This window comes from Steroidobacter sp. (assembly GCF_016790065.1).
In the GTDB taxonomy this organism is placed as follows: domain Bacteria; phylum Pseudomonadota; class Gammaproteobacteria; order Steroidobacterales; family Steroidobacteraceae; genus Steroidobacter.
This window is the reverse complement of sequence record NZ_JAEUPY010000412.1, coordinates 13,530-30,644: the sequence shown is the minus strand read 5'-3', so window position 1 is coordinate 30,644 and position 17,115 is coordinate 13,530. Positions and strand designations below refer to the sequence as shown.

Annotated in this window: 16 protein-coding genes; 9 read left to right on the top strand and 7 right to left on the bottom strand. The window is 60.9% G+C overall.

Features of this window, described 5'->3' with window-relative positions; genetic code table 11:
* The first annotated feature begins 3 nt into the window (after positions 1 to 3).
* Both JNL55_RS17035 and JNL55_RS17030 read left to right on the top strand, forming a co-directional pair.
* Positions 4 to 897 carry an ABC transporter ATP-binding protein gene (locus tag JNL55_RS17035; protein ID WP_293856057.1) on the top strand — a complete coding sequence of 298 codons (894 nt, stop codon included), beginning with the start codon at positions 4 to 6 and terminating at the stop codon, positions 895 to 897.
* An 18-nt stretch (positions 898 to 915) separates the two neighbouring features.
* On the top strand, positions 916 to 4,566 hold the full coding sequence (locus JNL55_RS17030) for an ABC transporter permease/M1 family aminopeptidase (protein ID WP_293856054.1): 3,651 nt from the start codon (positions 916 to 918) through the stop codon (positions 4,564 to 4,566).
* Positions 4,567 to 4,643: 77 nt separating this feature from the next.
* Here JNL55_RS17030 and JNL55_RS17025 read toward each other — a convergent pair whose 3' ends face one another.
* The gene (locus tag JNL55_RS17025; protein ID WP_293856051.1) at positions 4,644 to 5,570 is read right to left on the bottom strand and encodes a pirin family protein; all 927 of its coding nucleotides are present in this window, start codon (positions 5,568 to 5,570) and stop codon (positions 4,644 to 4,646) included.
* 178 nt (positions 5,571 to 5,748) lie between these two features.
* Between JNL55_RS17025 and JNL55_RS17020 the strand changes: the two genes are divergently transcribed.
* Both JNL55_RS17020 and JNL55_RS17015 read left to right on the top strand, forming a co-directional pair.
* On the top strand, positions 5,749 to 6,180 hold the full coding sequence (locus tag JNL55_RS17020; protein WP_293856048.1) for a VOC family protein: 432 nt from the start codon (positions 5,749 to 5,751) through the stop codon (positions 6,178 to 6,180).
* Between the two features lie 8 nt (positions 6,181 to 6,188).
* Entirely contained in the window at positions 6,189 to 6,569 is a 381-nt protein-coding gene (locus JNL55_RS17015) for a hypothetical protein (RefSeq protein WP_293856045.1), read from the top strand.
* 6 nt (positions 6,570 to 6,575) lie between these two features.
* Here JNL55_RS17015 and gcvA read toward each other — a convergent pair whose 3' ends face one another.
* On the bottom strand, positions 6,576 to 7,484 hold the full coding sequence (gcvA, locus tag JNL55_RS17010; protein WP_293856042.1) for a transcriptional regulator GcvA: 909 nt from the start codon (positions 7,482 to 7,484) through the stop codon (positions 6,576 to 6,578).
* Between the two features lie 258 nt (positions 7,485 to 7,742).
* Between gcvA and JNL55_RS17005 the strand changes: the two genes are divergently transcribed.
* Positions 7,743 to 7,940 (top strand): hypothetical protein, encoded by a 198-nt coding sequence (locus JNL55_RS17005; protein ID WP_293856039.1) that lies wholly within the window; start codon positions 7,743 to 7,745, stop codon positions 7,938 to 7,940.
* A gap of 169 nt (positions 7,941 to 8,109) precedes the next feature.
* On the opposite strand, the gene JNL55_RS17000 is transcribed toward JNL55_RS17005, so the two are convergent.
* Positions 8,110 to 9,549 carry a PLP-dependent aminotransferase family protein gene (locus JNL55_RS17000; RefSeq protein WP_293856037.1) on the bottom strand — a complete coding sequence of 480 codons (1,440 nt, stop codon included), beginning with the start codon at positions 9,547 to 9,549 and terminating at the stop codon, positions 8,110 to 8,112.
* Positions 9,550 to 9,672: 123 nt separating this feature from the next.
* Between JNL55_RS17000 and JNL55_RS16995 the strand changes: the two genes are divergently transcribed.
* Positions 9,673 to 10,641 carry an EamA family transporter gene (locus JNL55_RS16995; protein WP_293856035.1) on the top strand — a complete coding sequence of 323 codons (969 nt, stop codon included), beginning with the start codon at positions 9,673 to 9,675 and terminating at the stop codon, positions 10,639 to 10,641.
* Here the strand turns inward: JNL55_RS16995 and JNL55_RS16990 are convergent.
* Entirely contained in the window at positions 10,574 to 11,488 is a 915-nt protein-coding gene (locus tag JNL55_RS16990; RefSeq protein ID WP_293856032.1) for a DMT family transporter, read from the bottom strand. The genes JNL55_RS16995 and JNL55_RS16990 overlap by 68 nt on opposite strands.
* Before the next feature lie 74 nt (positions 11,489 to 11,562).
* Between JNL55_RS16990 and pcaF the strand changes: the two genes are divergently transcribed.
* On the top strand, positions 11,563 to 12,765 hold the full coding sequence (pcaF, locus tag JNL55_RS16985) for a 3-oxoadipyl-CoA thiolase (protein WP_293856029.1): 1,203 nt from the start codon (positions 11,563 to 11,565) through the stop codon (positions 12,763 to 12,765).
* 4 nt (positions 12,766 to 12,769) lie between these two features.
* Here the strand turns inward: pcaF and JNL55_RS16980 are convergent, their stop codons facing one another.
* Entirely contained in the window at positions 12,770 to 13,237 is a 468-nt protein-coding gene (locus tag JNL55_RS16980; protein ID WP_293856026.1) for a hypothetical protein, read from the bottom strand.
* 249 nt (positions 13,238 to 13,486) lie between these two features.
* Here JNL55_RS16980 and JNL55_RS16975 point away from each other — a divergent pair, with 249 nt between their 5' ends.
* Both JNL55_RS16975 and JNL55_RS16970 read left to right on the top strand, forming a co-directional pair.
* The gene (locus JNL55_RS16975; protein WP_293856023.1) at positions 13,487 to 13,966 is read left to right on the top strand and encodes a hypothetical protein; all 480 of its coding nucleotides are present in this window, start codon (positions 13,487 to 13,489) and stop codon (positions 13,964 to 13,966) included.
* An 84-nt stretch (positions 13,967 to 14,050) separates the two neighbouring features.
* On the top strand, positions 14,051 to 15,412 hold the full coding sequence (locus JNL55_RS16970; protein WP_293856020.1) for a phospholipase D-like domain-containing protein: 1,362 nt from the start codon (positions 14,051 to 14,053) through the stop codon (positions 15,410 to 15,412).
* Here the strand turns inward: JNL55_RS16970 and JNL55_RS16965 are convergent.
* Both JNL55_RS16965 and JNL55_RS16960 read right to left on the bottom strand, forming a co-directional pair.
* On the bottom strand, positions 15,390 to 16,085 hold the full coding sequence (locus JNL55_RS16965; RefSeq protein ID WP_293856017.1) for a response regulator transcription factor: 696 nt from the start codon (positions 16,083 to 16,085) through the stop codon (positions 15,390 to 15,392). The genes JNL55_RS16970 and JNL55_RS16965 overlap by 23 nt on opposite strands.
* Before the next feature lie 32 nt (positions 16,086 to 16,117).
* Positions 16,118 to 16,972: a sensor histidine kinase gene (locus JNL55_RS16960; protein ID WP_293856014.1), complete on the bottom strand. Its 855-nt coding sequence runs from the start codon at positions 16,970 to 16,972 to the stop codon at positions 16,118 to 16,120.
* Positions 16,973 to 17,115: the final 143 nt, after the last annotated feature.

Genomic DNA, 17,115 nt, shown 5'->3' with positions numbered 1-17,115 from the left:
CTCGTGCTCACGATTCGTAACCTGTCGAAGTCCTACGGCACTGTGGCCGCGCTGCGTAATGTTTCTTTGCAGATCCCGGCCGGCATGTTCGGGCTGCTCGGCCCCAACGGCGCCGGCAAATCCTCGTTGATGCGAACCATCGCCACCTTGCAGGAGCCGGACACCGGCAGCATCTTGTTCGACGGCATCGATGCCATAGCAAACAAAGCGGCCATCCGGCGCACGCTGGGCTATCTGCCGCAGGACTTCGGGGTGTATCCGAAAGTCAGCGCCCTCGATCTGCTGGATCACCTGGCGGTGTTGAAAGGTTTCGTGAATCGCGGCGAACGCGCCGACGTGGTCGCAACCCTGTTGCGACAGGTGAATCTCTGGGACGTGCGCAAACGTAAGCTCGGCACTTTTTCCGGCGGCATGCGTCAGCGCTTCGGCATCGCGCAGGCGTTGCTCGGCAATCCCAAGTTGGTCATCGTCGATGAACCCACCGCCGGCTTGGATCCGGAAGAGCGCAATCGATTCTTGAACCTGCTCGCCGACATCGGCGGGCAAGTGGTCGTGATTCTTTCCACTCATATCGTGGAAGACGTGACCGACCTGTGTCCGCGCATGGCCATGATCTGCCGCGGCGAGGTGTTGATGAGCGGTGAGCCGCACGAGGCTATCGCAGCGATGCGCGATCGGGTGTGGAGCAAGCTGGTGAGCAAGGCTTCGTTGCCGGAATACCAGTCACGTTTCACGGTGCTGTCGACACGCCTGATCGCCGGCGAGCCTTTGATTCATGTGTATAGCGAGACGCGGCCGGAAGAAGGCTTCGCGGCCGTCGATCCGGATCTGGAGGATGTTTATTTCCAGCGTTTGCGCCAGCACGGCGCGGCGCCGGTCAACGCTGCGGCCGCCTGAGCGCAAAGGGAGTTGCCTATGCTCTGGGAGTTCTTTCGCTTCGAGCTGCGGTATCAGTTGCGCTCGCCATTGCCTTGGGTGATTGCGCTGGCGTTTGCGCTGATGGCCTTCGGCGCCACCACTACCGACATGATTTCCATCGGCGAAGGCATAGGCAACGTCAATCGCAACGCGCCGTACGTCATTCTCACTTTCCTCGATGTGTTCTCGACGCTCGGCCTGCTGGTCGCCGTCGCCTTGATCGCTCAGCCGCTATTGCGCGATTTCGATCTGGGCACCGAAGAGTTGTTTTTCAGCAAGCCGCTCAGTAAATCGAGTTATCTGTGGGGCCGGTTCGCGGCTGGTTCGCTCATGGGGCTGATCGTGATGGCGATCACCGCGGGCGGCATGATGCTCGGCTCGTTCATGCCCTGGATCGATCCGGCGCGGCTCGGGCCGTTTTCCTGGCAGCCGTATCTGTGGGGCTTCGGCGTGATCGTGCTGCCGAATCTGCTCTTCGTGGGAGCAACCTTGGCGTTGCTGGCGGTGACCACGCGTCGGTTGTTGCTGGTGTTCCTCGGTGTGGCCGCGTTTCTGGTGTTGTGGTCCATCGCCAGTGTGCTGACTCGCGACATTCAATACGACACGCTGGCTTCGCTGATCGATCCGTTCGGCGGCCAAGCGGTGTCACGAATCATGCGCTACTGGTCGGTTGCTGAGCGTAATACGCAGCTGCCTGACGTGACCGAGCTGATCTTGTTGAATCGAGCGATCTGGGCGGGCGTGGCTGTAGCGCTGTTGGCCGCGACGCAGTTGCTGTTCAAGCCGCAGCGACAGCGAGCGACCAAGCATTGGTGGCAGCGCACGGTCAAAGTCGAAGAGACATCGGTGCCTGTTCACTCGCGTCCGGTTGTGCCGGCCCTGCCAGTCGCGACGCGCACCTTCGATACTTCGACAGCGCTTCGTCAGTTCGTGCATCTGGTGTGGTTCGACACCAAGTCGGTGCTCAGGAGCCTGCCGTTCCTGGTGTTGCTGGCCTTCGGTCTGATCAATTTCCTCGGTGGCGCGCAGGTGCTCGATCCCACTTACGGGACCACCATGTATCCGGTCACCGCGTTACTGATGCAGTCCATGCAGGGCAGTTATCAGTTCTTGCTGGTCGTCATCGTGACGTTTTACGCCGGCGATGTGTTGTGGCGAGAGCGCGATGCCAAGCTGGCTGAAGTGACCGATGCGCTGCCGTTGCCGAACTGGGTGCCGCTGTTGGCCAAGTTGGGCGCGGTGACGGCCGTGGTGTTTGCCTTCATCCTGATCGGCGTGCTGGCTGCGATGGGCTACCAGCTCGCGCACGGCTATACCAACCTGGAACCGGGCGTCTATCTGCAGGCCGCATTCATCGATGCCTGGTGGTTCGTGTTGATGGGCGTGCTGGCGCTGTTCGTGCAAATCGTCAGCAATCAAAAGTTCATCGGCTACCTGGTGCTGATCCTGGCCATGCTGGCGCAGATCGTGTTGAGCCAGATCGGCTACGAACACAATTTGTATAACTACGCCGGCGCGCCGCAGATGACGTACTCGGACATGAACGGCTACGGTCATCTGCTGCAGCCGTGGATTTGGTTCCAGACCTACTGGACCTTGTTCGCGGCTATGTTGGTGGTGTTGGCGAGCGCGTTCTGGGTGCGTGGCACGGCATCGCGTTGGAGCAGGCGTTGGCGGCAAGCGTTCGCGAGCATGCGCGGGCCGCAAGGTGTTGCGTTCGGAACCTTGGCAGTGGCGTTCGTGGCCACCGGTGTTTGGATTTTCTATAACACCAACGTGCTGAATGAGTACCTGCCCAAGGATGCTGCGTTGGACCGGCAGGCGCGCACCGAAAAGCAATATCGTAAGTTCAATCACCTGCCGCAGCCGCGCGTGGTCGACGTGCGGGCCGATGTGGATATTTATCCCGAACAGCGACGCTCGTTCATTCGTGGTCACTATCGTCTGGTCAACAAACACGATGCGCCGATTTCGGAGCTGCATGTGTACACGCCCGTGTATGCGCACCTCGCGGTAACTGCGCCGGCCGATGCGACCGTGAAGAGTCGCGATGCTGAGGCCGGCTTGGCTATCTACACGCTGCGTGAGCCACTGGCTCCGGGCGCTTCGCTCGACTTCGACTTCACTTTGGAGCGAGCGGAACGCGGCTTCACCAACAGCGGTATGCCGCCTTCGACCGGTGCTGGCGATTTGCGCTCGACGTTGAATGCCAACGGCACGTTCTTCAACAGCAACGAAATGCCGCGCTTCGGGTACGACGAGTCGCGCCAGATTCTGGATCGGAACGAACGTCGCAAGCGCGACCTTGGCGACGTGCCACGCAAGGCCAAGCTCGAAGATGAGTCGGCACGTTTCAATATGGGCATCGTCGATTCGGACTGGATCAACTTCGAGGCGACGGTCAGCACCAGCGCGGATCAGATCGCGCTGGCACCCGGCTATTTGCAGCGGGAGTGGACCGAGAACGGCCGGCGTTACTTCCAATACAAGATGGATCAGCCCATGTTGCCGTTCTATTGCTTCCTGTCGGCGCGTTGGGCGGTGAAGCGCGGTGAATGGCATGGCTTGCCCATCGAGATCTATCACGATCCCAAACACGCCTATAACGTCGATCGGATGATCGACGCGACTCGTAAGTCACTCGATTACTTCACGGCCAACTTCTCGCCGTACCAGCACAAGCAGGTGCGGATTCTCGAGTTCCCGCGCTACGCCAAGTTTGCGCAAAGCTTTGCGAACACTATTCCGTTCTCGGAGAGTATTGGCTTCATTGCCGATCTCCGCGATCCGGACGATATCGACTATGTGTTCTATGTGACCGCGCACGAGATGGCGCATCAGTGGTGGGGTCATCAGGTCATTGGCGCTGACGTGCAGGGTCAGACCATGCTGATGGAATCCCTGTCGCAGTATTCGGCGCTCATGGTCATGGAGAAGGAGTATGGCCGCGAGCACATGCGGCGTTTTCTGAAGTATGAGTTGGATCGGTACTTGCGAGGCCGCGGCGGCGAGTTGATCGAGGAGTTGCCGCTGATGCGAGTCGAGGATCAGCCGTACATCCATTACGCCAAGGGGTCGTTGATTTTGTATCGGCTGCGTGACGAGATTGGCGAGGAAGCCCTCAATCGAGCTTTAGCGAATTATATTCGGGACAAGGCTTATCAGCAGGCGCCGTACACGACCACGCTCGAGCTGGTCGACTATCTTCGGGCGCAGACCTCGTCGGATAAGCAGGGTCTTATTGATGAACTGCTGGCCAAGATTATTTTCTATGACAACCGGGTGATATCGGCGTCGGTGACGCCGCACGCTGGCAAGTACGATGTGACGATTGAATACGAGGCTGCCAAGCGTGAGAGCGATGGCATGGGCAAGGAGACGGACGTCGCGTTGGACGATTGGATTGAGGTGGGCGTGTTCGCTAGGGAGGAGGGCGAGAGTGAGCGAACGGAGAAGCCCCTTTATTTGGAACGCCTGCGCGTGACGCAGGCGAAAGGGAAGTTCACGGTGACGGTGGATGCCAAACCGTACGAAGTGGGCTTCGATCCGTACAACAAGTTGATCGACCGCCTACCGGACGATAATCGCAAGACCGTGACTATTGGCACGGCGCCGGCCTCGTTGGAACCGCCAGCTGCAAAGAGTTAGTTCGCGCTGGCCAAACCCACGCCGCCTGCGTGGCGCTCGATACCGGCGCAGCTCCGAGTAGCTGCGCCGGTTCGCTATCACGTCCGCGGCGGAATCAATCCAAACCTGCCGCTCTGATAATCGCGGAAGGCCTGTTCAATCTCCTCTCGCGTGTTCATCACGAACGGGCCGTAACGCGCGACAGGTTCATTCAGCGGCTTGCCCGACAGCAACAAGATCTCCGCCGGGCCGGCCGCATCGGCGGCCACGCTTAACTTCACCGAGTCGCCTGAGCCAAGTAACGCAGCCTGACCTTCCGCAACTTCGCGCTCATCGCTGCCGATGATCGCGGCACCTTTGAACACATACAACAAACCACTCTGCTCCGCAGGCACCGACTGCAACAGCTCACCGCCCGGCTGGACGGTGAAATGCAACATCTGAATCGGCACACGCGTGTCGATGCGAGCTGATTTGCCGAGCGACTCGCCAGCGATGATCCGAACATGCACGCGACCATCCGCTGTCGTGGCCTGCGGAATGTCCGAGGCGCGCAACGTCTGATAGCGCGGCGTCATCATCTTGTCGACGGCCGGCAGATTGACCCAAATCTGAAAGCCTTCCTGCACCCCGCCTTCGCGATGAAAGCGATCGGTGGGCATTTCGGAATGGATCACGCCGCCACCGGCGGTCATCCACTGCACGTCGCCCGGGCGCAGCACGTCGGCATTGCCGAACGAGTCGCGATGCTCATTCTCACCGGCGAGCACATAGGTCACGGTCTCGAAGCCGCGATGCGGATGATCGGGTGCGCCGATCGGGCCGCCCGCCGGCCAGTCGACCGGGCCGAGGTGATCGATCAGCAGGAACGGATCGAAGTGGCTGAAGCCCTGCACGGGGAACGGCCGGCGCACCGGAAAGCCGCCGCCTTCCAGCGTGCTGAGCGACTGGACCAGGCGGGCGACGCGCCGCGGCTCGGCGGGTTGAGAAGAAGTCGTTGAAGCTAAAGGGTTGATGGCGTTCATGGCAGTATCCTGACACGCTTTATGGAGGCGCATCTGCGGGCCACAAGGCATGAGTGTTATCACGCGCCGGGGTCAACCAAGCTGAGTCGTCCGCCGGCGACTACTGTGTTCGGCACCCCGACGCGTTAATCTTCCGCTTTTACTCTGCGCGCTTCGCGCCGCTGACCGAGGGTTCTCGATGACCGTCAAAATGCTCGTCAATATCGACGTTGACGATCTGGCCAAGGCCACCGATTTTTATTGCAAGGCGTTCAATCTGCACGTCGGCCGTCGCTTCGGCGCCGATGCCATCGAGCTGTTGGGCGGCAGTGCGCCCATTTATTTGCTGGTGAAGCCCAACGGCACCACGGCCTCGGCCACCAGTCGGCATTTGCGTTCTTACGCTCGGCATTGGACGCCGGTGCATCTGGATTTCGTGGTCGAAGAAATCGAAGGCGCGGTGGATCGCGCACGCAATGCCGGAGCGCGCCTGGAGACGCAGGTGAAGACCAACAACTGGGGCAAGATCGCCATGCTGGCCGATCCGTTCGGCCACGGCATCTGTTTGATCGAATTCATCGGGCGCGGTTACGACGAAATCGCCACTCCGGCCGATCCGAAGCATCGCTGAGGTGAGATGTGACGTTGGTGTGCTGGAAATGCGGCAACTCGCTGGCAGACCTGAGTCTGCCGCTGCGCCGTTTGGACGAATGCCGCCAATGCCACTCCGAGCTGCACGTCTGCAAGCTGTGTGAGTGGTACAGCGTCGCGGTCGCCAAGCATTGCCGTGAGACCGTTGCCGAGGAAGTCAAAGACAAAGAGCGGGCAAACTTCTGCGACTACTTCAAGCCTCGCGAAGACGCGTACTCAGCCGTCGGCACCGACGCGGCAAGCAAGGCGAAATCGGACCTGGATGCCTTGTTCGGCGGCGGCGCCAAACAAGCCGGCACGCCTGCCGAGCCCACGGCGGCGGAGAAAGCCCGGGCCGAGCTCGAGGCTTTGTTCGGCAAGAAACACTGAGCGAACTCACTCCGCCGGTGGCGGATGCACGTCGTGCGAGCTCTTGGATTCCTGTTCCAGCCAGGCCATCACGCCGGACACCATCGGGTCGGTGAGTCGTCGTGGCAAGCACACGGCGTAGATCGAGTACTCCGACGTCACTTCGTTCTCGAACACCTTCACCAGTCGTCCGGCCGCCAGTTCGCTCGCGGCGAATACTTCCGAGGCGATAGCGACGCCTTGGCCGGTCAGCGCGGCTTGCAGCATCGAGTTTCGGTCGCCGCACACGATGCCTCGGCGCGCGTTGATGTCTTTGGCGCCGACGGCTTCCAGCCAACGTATCCAGGAACGATGCGAGTCGTCATGAAGCAAGGTGAAATGCCGCAGGTCGTTAATGGTTTTCAGCGGCGGGCCGCCCTTTAGCAAGCTGGGCGAACACACCACGATCTCGCGCGGCCTGAACAATGGCATGACATGCAGGCCCGGATAATTGCCGGTGCCGAAACGAATGCCGATATCCACATCCTCCCGCGCGAAATCGACCAATTGGGCGCTCGTATTCACTTGAAGATCCACTTCTGGGAACAACATAGAGAAGGAGCGTAAGCGGGGCATCAGCCAGCGCGCGTTGAATGAAGAGAAAGTAGAAATGGTCAGCTTCCGCCGCACGGTCGGCGTCGATACATCTTCCAAAGCAGACGCCAACCGATCGAAGGCCGCGCGCGTGCCTTCCGCCAAGAGGGCGCCTTGAGCCGTTAGCCGCAGCCCCCGGGGCAGCCGCTCGAACAGCTTCACTCCCAGCCGCTCTTCCAGCTGCTTCACCTGCCGGCTCACGGCCGCGTGGGTCACGTTCATTTCTTCGGCCGCGGCGCTCAGGTTCAGGTTCCGAGCGGCGACATCGAAGGCCCGCAAGGGCCCTACCGGTATGCGCTTCATGGGGTCGCAAGGATGGCTATTGGTATGACTTTAAATCATAGATCAGGGGCACAAACTATCGCTATTCGCGGGAAAAGGCCAGGTTCACACTATGCCTCCATTACCGAGACGTATATCTCAAAGGAGGTTTCCATGGATGAGTACCTGTTCATCACGATGGCCAAGACGAAGGCCGACCGGCTGCCGCTGGCACGCCCGGCCAACAGTCAGCGTCGTGAGCCCGCTGGTTTTCGCAGCAACCCTAACGGAGGGAACAGTATGAGAACGGTACTTACATTGGCAGCAGCGGCGGTCATCAATTTGGCCGCGTTGGCTGCGCTGGAATGGAACGTCACCCAGGCGCAATTGCCGCCGGCGGGTGAAGTCACCATCACCCAGATCGAAGAGCCGACCCCGCTTGCGCCGCTGGCGCAGGTGCAGGTCGAACGTCAGGTCGCGCGGACTCGCAGTCTGTAACGGCCTCAGTCATTTAATAGGAGAAGTGTCATGACTATTGTGTTGGTTTCGTTGGCGGCGGTCCTGATCATCGACGCAGTGGTGTTGGCCGCGCTCAAAGTTGGACTGAACGATGGCGCGCGCGGCCAGCAACCGTGCTGAGCTGTCAGGCATGCGCGCCGTCGCCGACTCAGGCGGCTTTGGCCATTCCGGCCACCAGCCGCCCGAGCTTCTCGATGGCGCGCTCGATGGTGGCCGTCCACAGCATGCCGCAACTGATGCGGATGTAATTGCGATAGTCCGCCTTGGCGGAAAACACCAGGCCGGGCGCAATGCCGATGCGACTGGCCAGCGCGGTACGAAACAACTCCGCGCCATCCACGCCTGCAGGCAATTCGATCCACAGCACGATGCCGCCAATCGGCCGCGACACGCGAGTGCCGGGCGGAAAGTAACGAACGATCGCGTCGACCGCGCTTTGCGAGTTCGCAGCCAGTGTGGTCCGCACCCTGCGCAAGTAACGATCGTAGCCACCGCTCGCGTAGTAACGAGCGAGCACCAGTTGTTGCAAGGTCGGGCAAGCCACCGACGAAAAGAATTTGGCGCGCGCGATATCCGTACAGAACTGCGGCGATACCGCCCAGCCGATGCGATAGCCGAGCGCGATGGTTTTAGACACCGAGCCGCAGGAGATCACCAGCCCCGCGTCGTCGTAAGCGCGCAGCGAGCTCGGTCGCACGTTGCCGTAGTGCAAGTCACCGTAGATGTCGTCTTCGATGATGGGAACTTCGGCCGCAGTCAGAATCGAGACGATCTCACGCTTGGCGTCGTCGGGCGTGACGCTGCCGGTGGGATTGTTGAAGTTAGGCATCAGCACCGCCGCGGCGAGCCGCGTGCTGCGAGCGATGTTTCTAACGGCGTCGACATCGATGCCGGTGCTCGTATGGTTGGGTACTTCCACGACTTTCAGGCCCAGATACTCGACCACTTGCAACACACCAAAGTAAGTGGGCGATTCCACCAGCACGGTATCGCCGGCCTTACACAACACCTGCAGCGACAAGGTGATCGCATCCATCGTGCCGCTGGTGATGACGACGTGCGCCGGATCGGCGGGCGCGCCGGCAAAGGTCATGCGCTTGGCGACCTGGCGCCGCAATTCTTCGTGCCCGGGCGGCAGCAAACATTCGCCGGCGTGCGCGGGATGGTCGCGCAACACTTCGCGAATCAAATTGTTGAGCCGTTGATTGGGATACAGCGTCGGCGAGGTGAAGGCGCCGTTCAGTTGCAAAACGTCCGGACGCGCCAGGGCTTCTCGGCAGGTGTCGAGAGTTTCGGTTGCGATGGAAGACGGGCGTCGCGAACGACTGACTTTGGGGCGAGGCGGCGGCACTGCGGCTCGCGCCGGCGGGCGAACATAAAAACCCGACTGCGGCCGCGCTTCGATCAAACCGATGTTTTCAAGATGCAGATAAGCCTGCACCACGGTCGAGATGCTGACCTTGGCGGTGCGGCTCATGGAGCGCACCGACGGAATGCGCTCGTTACCACGCAAAGCGCCGCTCGAAATCTGCGCCTCGACCATGCGGGCGACGCGTTCGTACAGCAAAGGTTCTTCGGCAGCAGCCACTTACGACCTCTGAAACAAAGTTCTGGGACGGTGTCAACTGTATTGGTCGCTGATCAGTCTACCTGAATCTGTACTGCTGGCTAGTGTTGGGTAAAGTACGTAACCGCCGCCATAGGATTTTTCATGTCTTCTTCCAGCACCCCGCGGTTGTCGGCAGGCATGCTTGCCGCTTTCGCCACCTTATATTTTGTCTGGGGCACCACGTACCTCGCCATCGCGGTGGTCATCCGTGAGATTCCGCCGTTCATCAGCGGCGGCATTCGTTTCTTGCTGGCGGGTTCGGCCATGTATGTATGGTTGCGTTGGCGCGGTCCGAAACCGCTCGCCAATGTCGATATCAAAATGGCGGCGTTGGCCGGCGTGTTGTTGTCCGGGCTTGGCAACGGTCTGGTGGTTTGGTCGCAGCAGGGCATTCCGTCAGGAATTGCCGCGTTGATCGTGACGGCCGTGCCCATCATCGTGTTGTTGTTGGATTGGGCGTTCTTCAGTAAACGCGCGCCGAGCCGTCAGGCTTTGCTGGGAACGACCATCGCAGTGATCGGTGTCGTGGCCATCGTTACTCACACGCGTTCGCTCTCCGGTAACGCGCATCCGTTGTTCTTGCTGGCGTTGCTGGTGTCGACGGTGGGCTGGAGCTTCGGCACGCTGATCCAGAAGCGAGCGGTGCAGCCGGGCACGGTGCTGAGCTTCACTTGTGCGCAGATGTTGTTCGGCGGTTTGTTTCAGCTGGCCATGTCCGTGGTCGACCGCGAGTGGGGTGGCTGGGATCCGTCGGCGGTGACCTGGAGCTCGGTGTCGGCGCTCGCTTATCTGATCGTGTTCGGCAGCATCCTGTCGCTCAATTGTTATTTATGGTTGCTGACGAAGGTGGCTGCGCCGAAGGTAGCCACTTACGCGCTGGTGAACCCGGTGGTTGCGTTGATACTCGGCGCGTGGCTGTTGAACGAGCGCTTGACGCCGCTGGCGATCACAGCTGCGGCGTTAGTGTTGGTCGGCGTGGCGCTGGTGTTGTTCCAGGATCTGCTCAAGCCTTCACGGCTGCGGTCGTTCGTGACGCGTCGATCTTCGACCGCAGTCGCTCGCGGTGAATGACGTAGAGACCGCTGGCAACGATGATGGCGGCGCCGGTCAACATGCGCGAGCTCGGCACCGTCAGCCACAGTAGCCAATCGAACAACATGCCCCAGGCGAGCGCCGTGTATTCCAGCGGCGCGACCACCGAGGGTGCCGCGAGTCGAAATGCCTCGGTCAGGAAATGCTGACCGAGCGCCCCGCTCAGCCCCATCACGGCGAGCCAATGCCAGTGATCCCACAACACCGGCACCCACTGCGTACTGGAAATCACGCCGGCGAATAGCGCGGTGAGCGAGAGCGCCCAGAACATGGTCGCGGCGCTGGTTTCGGTGGGCTGGAGCACGCGGATCAGCAGCACGCCCAGCGCGTATGCCAAGGCGGAGCCGATGGCCGCTAGGAAGCCGAGCAACGCCATTCCTCCCATCTCCATGCCGGTGGCGCCCGGTCGCACTACCACCAGCACGCCGGTCATGCCGACCGCCACGGCGAGCCAGCGATGCCAGCCGACGCGCTCGCCGAAGAACGGCACCGACAGCGCAGTGATGAGCAACGGCGCGGACATGAAGATGGTGTACGCGTTCGCCAGCGACAGTTTGCTCACTGCGTAGACGAAACCGTACAGCGTCGCGACTTGCAGGATGCCGCGCAGTAGATGCAAGCCCCAGCGGTTCGGCTGCAAATCTCGCCAGCGTCGCGACCAGCCGACCGCCAGCAAAATGAAAGGCAACGACAGCGCGCCACGAAGGAACGTCACCTGCATGGCGGGATAGGTCTCGGCCATGCGCTTCATGCAGACATCCAGGACGCCGAAAGCGGCGACCGCGGCCAGCATGCACAGAATTCCTCGGACATTATTTGCGGGCATAAGAACGCATGCTAACGCGCCGCCGAGCAAGGCGGCTAGAATGAAGCTTGCTATTTGTTTGCCGAGACGAAGTCATGCGCCAAGTGTTTATCTGCGATGCCATCCGCACTCCCATCGGCCGCTACGGCGGCGCCCTGGCCAATGTTCGTAGCGACGATCTGGGTGCCATTCCCATCAAGGCGCTGCTCCAACGCAATCCCAAAGTGGATTGGGCGGCGGTGGACGATGTTTATTACGGCTGCGCCAATCAGGCGGGTGAAGACAATCGTAACGTCGCGCGCATGGCGGCGTTGCTCGCCGGCGTGCCCGAGTCGGTGCCGGGTGCGACCATCAATCGTTTGTGCGGCTCGGGGTTGGACGCAGTCAATCTGGCCGCGCGCACCATTCGTTCTGAAGAAGCGGAGCTGATCATTGCCGGCGGCGTCGAAAGCATGACGCGCGCTCCGTTTGTGATGGGCAAGGCCGACAGTGCGTTCTCACGTACCGCCAAGATTGAAGACACCACCATCGGCTGGCGTTTCATCAATCCGTTGATGAAGGCCAAGTACGGCGTCGACTCCATGCCCGAGACGGCTGAAAACGTCGCGGTCGAGTTTGGTATCGCACGCGCCGATCAGGATGCGTTCGCTTTGCGCAGCCAGCAGCGTTACGCCAAGGCGTTCGCCGCCAAGTTTTTCGAATCGGAAATCGTGCCGGTGGAATTGCCGCAGAAGAAGGGCGACCCGATCAGGTTCTGGGCCGACGAACATCCGCGTGAGACTTCGCTCGAAGCGCTGGCGAAGTTGAAAGGGGTGGTCAAGCCGGATGGCACGGTGACTGCGGGCAATGCGTCCGGCGTCAACGATGGCAGCTGTGCGGTGTTGTTGGCGAGCGAAGCCGCCGCCGCCAAGTATGGTTTGAAGCCGCGAGCTCGAGTCATTGCTACCGCAACGGCGGGCGTCGCTCCTCGCATCATGGGCATCGGTCCGGCGCCGGCGTCGCGCAAGGTGTTACAACTGGCCAAGCTCGAAATCGGTCAGATGGATGTGATCGAGCTGAACGAAGCGTTTGCCGCGCAAGGCTTGGCGGTGACGCGTCAGCTCGGGTTACCTGACGACGCTGCTCATGTGAATCCGAATGGTGGCGCGATCGCCATCGGTCATCCGCTCGGCGCCAGCGGTGCACGTTTGGTGACCACCGCGCTCAATCAATTGGAAAAGACCGGCGGTCGTTATGCGCTCTGCACGATGTGTATCGGCGTCGGGCAGGGTATCGCGATGGTGATCGAACGCGTTTGAGCAATTACTGACAGACGGTCTGGCACTCACGGAGCTCGGTGCGACAGATATTCTGCGCATCGCGCTCGTTGCGATAACAGTCGTAGCGCATCGATGCGATGTTCTGTTGCATGACATCGATGCAGACGTTGTAGTGCTGAGTGAAGCGCGCACTGAAATTGCCCGGGCCATTGCGACCTGGGTTACGGAAGTAGCTACAGAAATAAGTGTAGTCGTTGCGCATCGTCATCGGATCGCGCCCGCTGTTGGCGGCCTTGCGTGAGCATTCCTGACGCGCCTGGCGCACTTCGCTGTTACAAGTTCCGTTGGCAAGCTCGCATTGATTGATACAGGTTTGGCGAGCGGTGAGTGCGGGCGCAGGCGCAGGTTGCTTGGTGGTGCGTTCGGCGGCGGCATCATCGGCGCTGCCGACACCGAGCCAGGTCAGTGCCACACATAAACTTACCAACGATGCCACGGCTTTGCCGTTCATGTTCTCACCGCCAAAGCGTTTGACCGCGGCATCGTCGCCAGCTGGATGCCCGGCCGTCAAGCGTTGTCGGGCAACCTTGGACGTAGGTACTAGCCAGGCCGCGCCCAAGGAACCCAAACCGCTGCGAGGGGTCTGTTAAGTACTGGCAAATATTCCTCGCTGCGGCTGGCCTCAGTAGTTGATCGGCGGGCCCGCCGCGTTATGCTGCGGCGTGTCCCGTCCGCGACTGTCACCGAAAGTGCACCCCTCATGAGTCAACAGTCCGAAGAGCTGTCGCCCGAGTCGGCTTCGGCCGAGCCGAATGCTGCGGCCGGCGCGCGCATCCTGCACATGAAGGCGCGTCAGTTCGATTTGCAGAAGGCCATTCAGCAGCGGGCGCAGGAATCGGTGGAACGCGAAGCGGCCCTGGATCACGAACAGCGCCGGCCCAAACCGCTCAAGTGGGCGATTGCGCTCATGATTGCGGCCATTCCCATCGTGCTGACCCTGAGCGCGGTCGACACTTTCCTGCGCGTTTTCCATAAGTATCTGGATATCACCGTCGAGCAGGCCAATCAGCAACAGGCTGAAGCGGAAGCCGCGGCCGCAGCGGCAGCTGCTGCCGCCGAGGCGGCCCTGCCGCTGCAGTCCAACGAGCCGGGTGTGATCCTGTTGCAGCCGTTGCGGGCGCCAGAAACGCCGGCGGCTCAGGCGCAGCCTGCCGATCCGGCCGCCGCCGCCAAGAACTAGTGCACCAGTTGAGTCGCCGTCCCGCATCGTCGTAGGGCATCTCTGCTACCCTGCGGCCCCGCCCGGGGGTTAGGGATACGGTTAATGATCGTAGATTGGCTGCCGACTCCTTCGCAGCATTTCCTGGTCAGCGCCATTGCGCTCCTCGTCTACATCCTTACGAGTCGCGCTCGCGATCAGCGTCGTGCGCCGACGTCGGCGATTGCCTGGGTGCTGGGCCTGGCGCTGGTGCCCTACCTGATGTTGCCGCTGTACCTGCTGTTCGGTCAGCGCAAGCTCAAGCCGGTCGCGACTCCGTATGTCGGCGTGGTGGTCGAAGGTCCGCACTGGGCGGCCGAGTTGATCGAGAGTTTCGGGCTGGCGCCACCGTCCGCCTGCAAAGTCCGAATGCATGCCGACGGCGAGCACGCACGCGAAGCGCTGTTCGAGATCATCGACGGCGCTCGCCACACGTTAGATATCAGCACCTTCATCATCGGTAACGACGCCTTCGGTCGTGACATCGTGGCTCGGCTGGCGCGGCGAGCTAAAGAAGGTGTGCAGGTTCGTTTATTGCTCGATGGTTTTTTCTCCATCCTGGCGCCCGGACGTTTCATGCGCGAGTTGCGAGAGGCTGGTGCGCAGGTCGCCGTCTTTCGTCCGTTCTTCAGTCTGCATCGTCTCGGTCCACGCAATCTGCGCAATCATCGCAAGCTGGTGGTCGCCGACGACAGTCATCTGTGGTGCGGCGGTCGCAATCTGGCGGCGGAATATTTCTTGGGCGACGACAGCGGCACGCTGTGGCCGGATCTTTCGTTCGATCTGGAAGGCCCGGTGGCGGCCGCGGCCGGACGTCAATTCGATTTGGATTGGAACACTACGCCGCTGCGAACACCGCTGCGTGAACGACAGCAAACGTCGGTCAAGGATGGCGAGCTCGCGCAATTTCTACCGAGCGGCCCGGATCAGGTGGAAGACACGGCGCAATCTTTGTTGATCGACGGCTGCTATCGCGCGCGCCGACGCTTCATGATCGTCACGCCGTATTTCGTTCCCGACGATAGTTTGCGTGCGGCGATGCGACTGGCAGCGCGCCGTGGCGTGAAGGTGACGATTGCGATTCCGCGCCGTTCGAATCATAGGTTAGCGGATTTCGTACGCTCGCGGCCGATGCGAGATCTGGCGGCTGCCGGCGTCGAGTTTCGTTTGTTGCCGCAAATGGTCCACGCCAAGGCGGTGGTGATCGATGAAACATTGGCAATGTGCGGCTCGATCAACCTGGATCTGCGCAGCCTGCTGCTGAACCACGAAGCGGCGGTGGTGTTTTATGGCCGCGATACCATCGAGTGGCTGGCGAGCTGGATCGCGGCGATGGCGGAGCAGGGCAGTGCTTATCGCGCCGAGCCGCCCGGGCTGTTACGCGACATCGCTGAAGGCGTGTTGCTTACGGTTGCCTTTCAGTTGTAGTCGGCCCGTCGTCGAACCAGAGTTTCAAGCCCACCATCTCGGCAGCGCGCACCACATCCACTAGACGAGTGAGCTGCAGTTTTTTCATCATCTTGGCGCGCTCGGACTTGATGGTGCGTTCGCAAGCGCCGACTTCCACCGCCACTTGTTTGTTGAGCTTGCCTTCGGCGACGCCGACGAAAACGGCGCGCTCGCGGGCAGTCAACGTTTTATAACGCGCCAGCAGTTCGCGAACCTGGCAATACGCGGCATATCTTTGTAGGGCAATCTGGCGCGCGTGTTCGATCGTCTCGAGCAGTTTGTCCGCGGCCACCGGTTTGACCAGGATGTCCAGTGCGCCGGATTTCATGACGCGTACGCTGATGGGAATGTCGGCGTAGGCGCTGACGAAGATCACCGGCAGGATGGAGTCGTCGCCGATCAGTCGCTCGAACAGCTCCAGGCCGTCGCCGTCAGGCATACAAATGTCCAGCAGCACGCAGCCGAGCGTGCCGGTGAGGTCGGCGCGTTCGAATTCGGCCAGCGTGGCATAGCCCAACGCTGACATATGTTTCGAGCTGAATAAGCGCAGCAGGCTGCTACGAAAACTGTCGTCATCGTCGACGACATGAATGACGAAGCTCTGCCCCGCACTGCATTCCTGGTCGTCCGTGCGACCGCTGCCTGTGTCCATGCCGCCGTCCCCTCTCCCTGTCGCCGGTGCGATCACACCGTTTGCAGTGGAATTGTGAACTTGAAGACGGCGCCCCCGGCCGAGGTTCCCTCTTGCCAGATTTTGCCGCCGTGCGCGTGCACGATAGTGCGCGCGATGGCCAGTCCCAGCCCCATGCCTTCCTGCTTGGTACTGAAAAACGATTCGAAAATTTTCGGTCGATACGCCGCCGCGATCCCCGGCCCGGTGTCGGCAACGGTAAGGGCCGCGGAGTATTTGTCATAACGAAAAGTGGCGACGTCCAGAATACGCTCCGCAGCGCCATTTGCGGTATTAGAGGCCATCGCATCCATGGCATTCATCATCAAATTCAACAGAACCTGCTCCAGATGTATCGAGTCACCATGAATCGGCGGCAGCGAGCCATCCAGCGAGCTGCGTATTGTCACCAAGCGTTTGCGTGCCACCGGCTGAATCAGGCTCAATGCGGTCGCGGCGACCTCGTTGAGATCCAGCATCGTAGTCTGCAGTTCGCGGCGCTTCAGCAGCGAATGCAAATGGCGCACGATATCGTTGGCGCGCAGGTCGTCGCGACGGATGTCGGCGAGCATGCGGCGAATTTCTTCGAGCGGCGGATGTGGCTGACTGAGTAAGCTGTCGGCCGCGTCGGCGTTGATCAGGATGGCGCTGAGCGGCTGGCTGATTTCGTGCACGATGGAACCGGCGATTTCACCGACCAACGCCAGGCGCCCGGCATGGGTGTCGGCGCATTGCAGGTGCTGAGCCGGCGTGCCGTCGACGTGTTGCAATGAGCGGAAACGTCGCTGCCGGAGCGCCCAATAGGCCAGCGCGACGCCTTGCGCCACCACCAACAACACCAGCAATGACAACAGGGCCGGATGCCGCACGGGAAATGCCGCAAATTATCGTTAGTGGGATGGCCACGAAAACACACGACTTTGCCCAATCCGCGTATGTACGGCTGTGAGGATTCGGCAACAATTGCGCCGGCCCATAACAAGTTAACGCCAGATTACGGCAATATGGATCT

Coding starts and splice junctions, on each gene's coding strand:
- JNL55_RS17030 (WP_293856054.1), top strand. CDS start 916: ATGCTCTGGGAGTTCTTTCGCTTCGAGCTGCGGTATCAGTTGCGCTCG.
- JNL55_RS17025 (WP_293856051.1), bottom strand. CDS start 5,570: ATGAACGCCATCAACCCTTTAGCTTCAACGACTTCTTCTCAACCCGCC.
- JNL55_RS17020 (WP_293856048.1), top strand. CDS start 5,749: ATGACCGTCAAAATGCTCGTCAATATCGACGTTGACGATCTGGCCAAG.
- gcvA (WP_293856042.1), bottom strand. CDS start 7,484: ATGAAGCGCATACCGGTAGGGCCCTTGCGGGCCTTCGATGTCGCCGCT.
- JNL55_RS17005 (WP_293856039.1), top strand. CDS start 7,743: ATGAGAACGGTACTTACATTGGCAGCAGCGGCGGTCATCAATTTGGCC.
- JNL55_RS16995 (WP_293856035.1), top strand. CDS start 9,673: ATGTCTTCTTCCAGCACCCCGCGGTTGTCGGCAGGCATGCTTGCCGCT.
- JNL55_RS16990 (WP_293856032.1), bottom strand. CDS start 11,488: ATGCCCGCAAATAATGTCCGAGGAATTCTGTGCATGCTGGCCGCGGTC.
- pcaF (WP_293856029.1), top strand. CDS start 11,563: ATGCGCCAAGTGTTTATCTGCGATGCCATCCGCACTCCCATCGGCCGC.
- JNL55_RS16980 (WP_293856026.1), bottom strand. CDS start 13,237: ATGAACGGCAAAGCCGTGGCATCGTTGGTAAGTTTATGTGTGGCACTG.
- JNL55_RS16975 (WP_293856023.1), top strand. CDS start 13,487: ATGAGTCAACAGTCCGAAGAGCTGTCGCCCGAGTCGGCTTCGGCCGAG.
- JNL55_RS16970 (WP_293856020.1), top strand. CDS start 14,051: ATGATCGTAGATTGGCTGCCGACTCCTTCGCAGCATTTCCTGGTCAGC.
- JNL55_RS16965 (WP_293856017.1), bottom strand. CDS start 16,085: ATGGACACAGGCAGCGGTCGCACGGACGACCAGGAATGCAGTGCGGGG.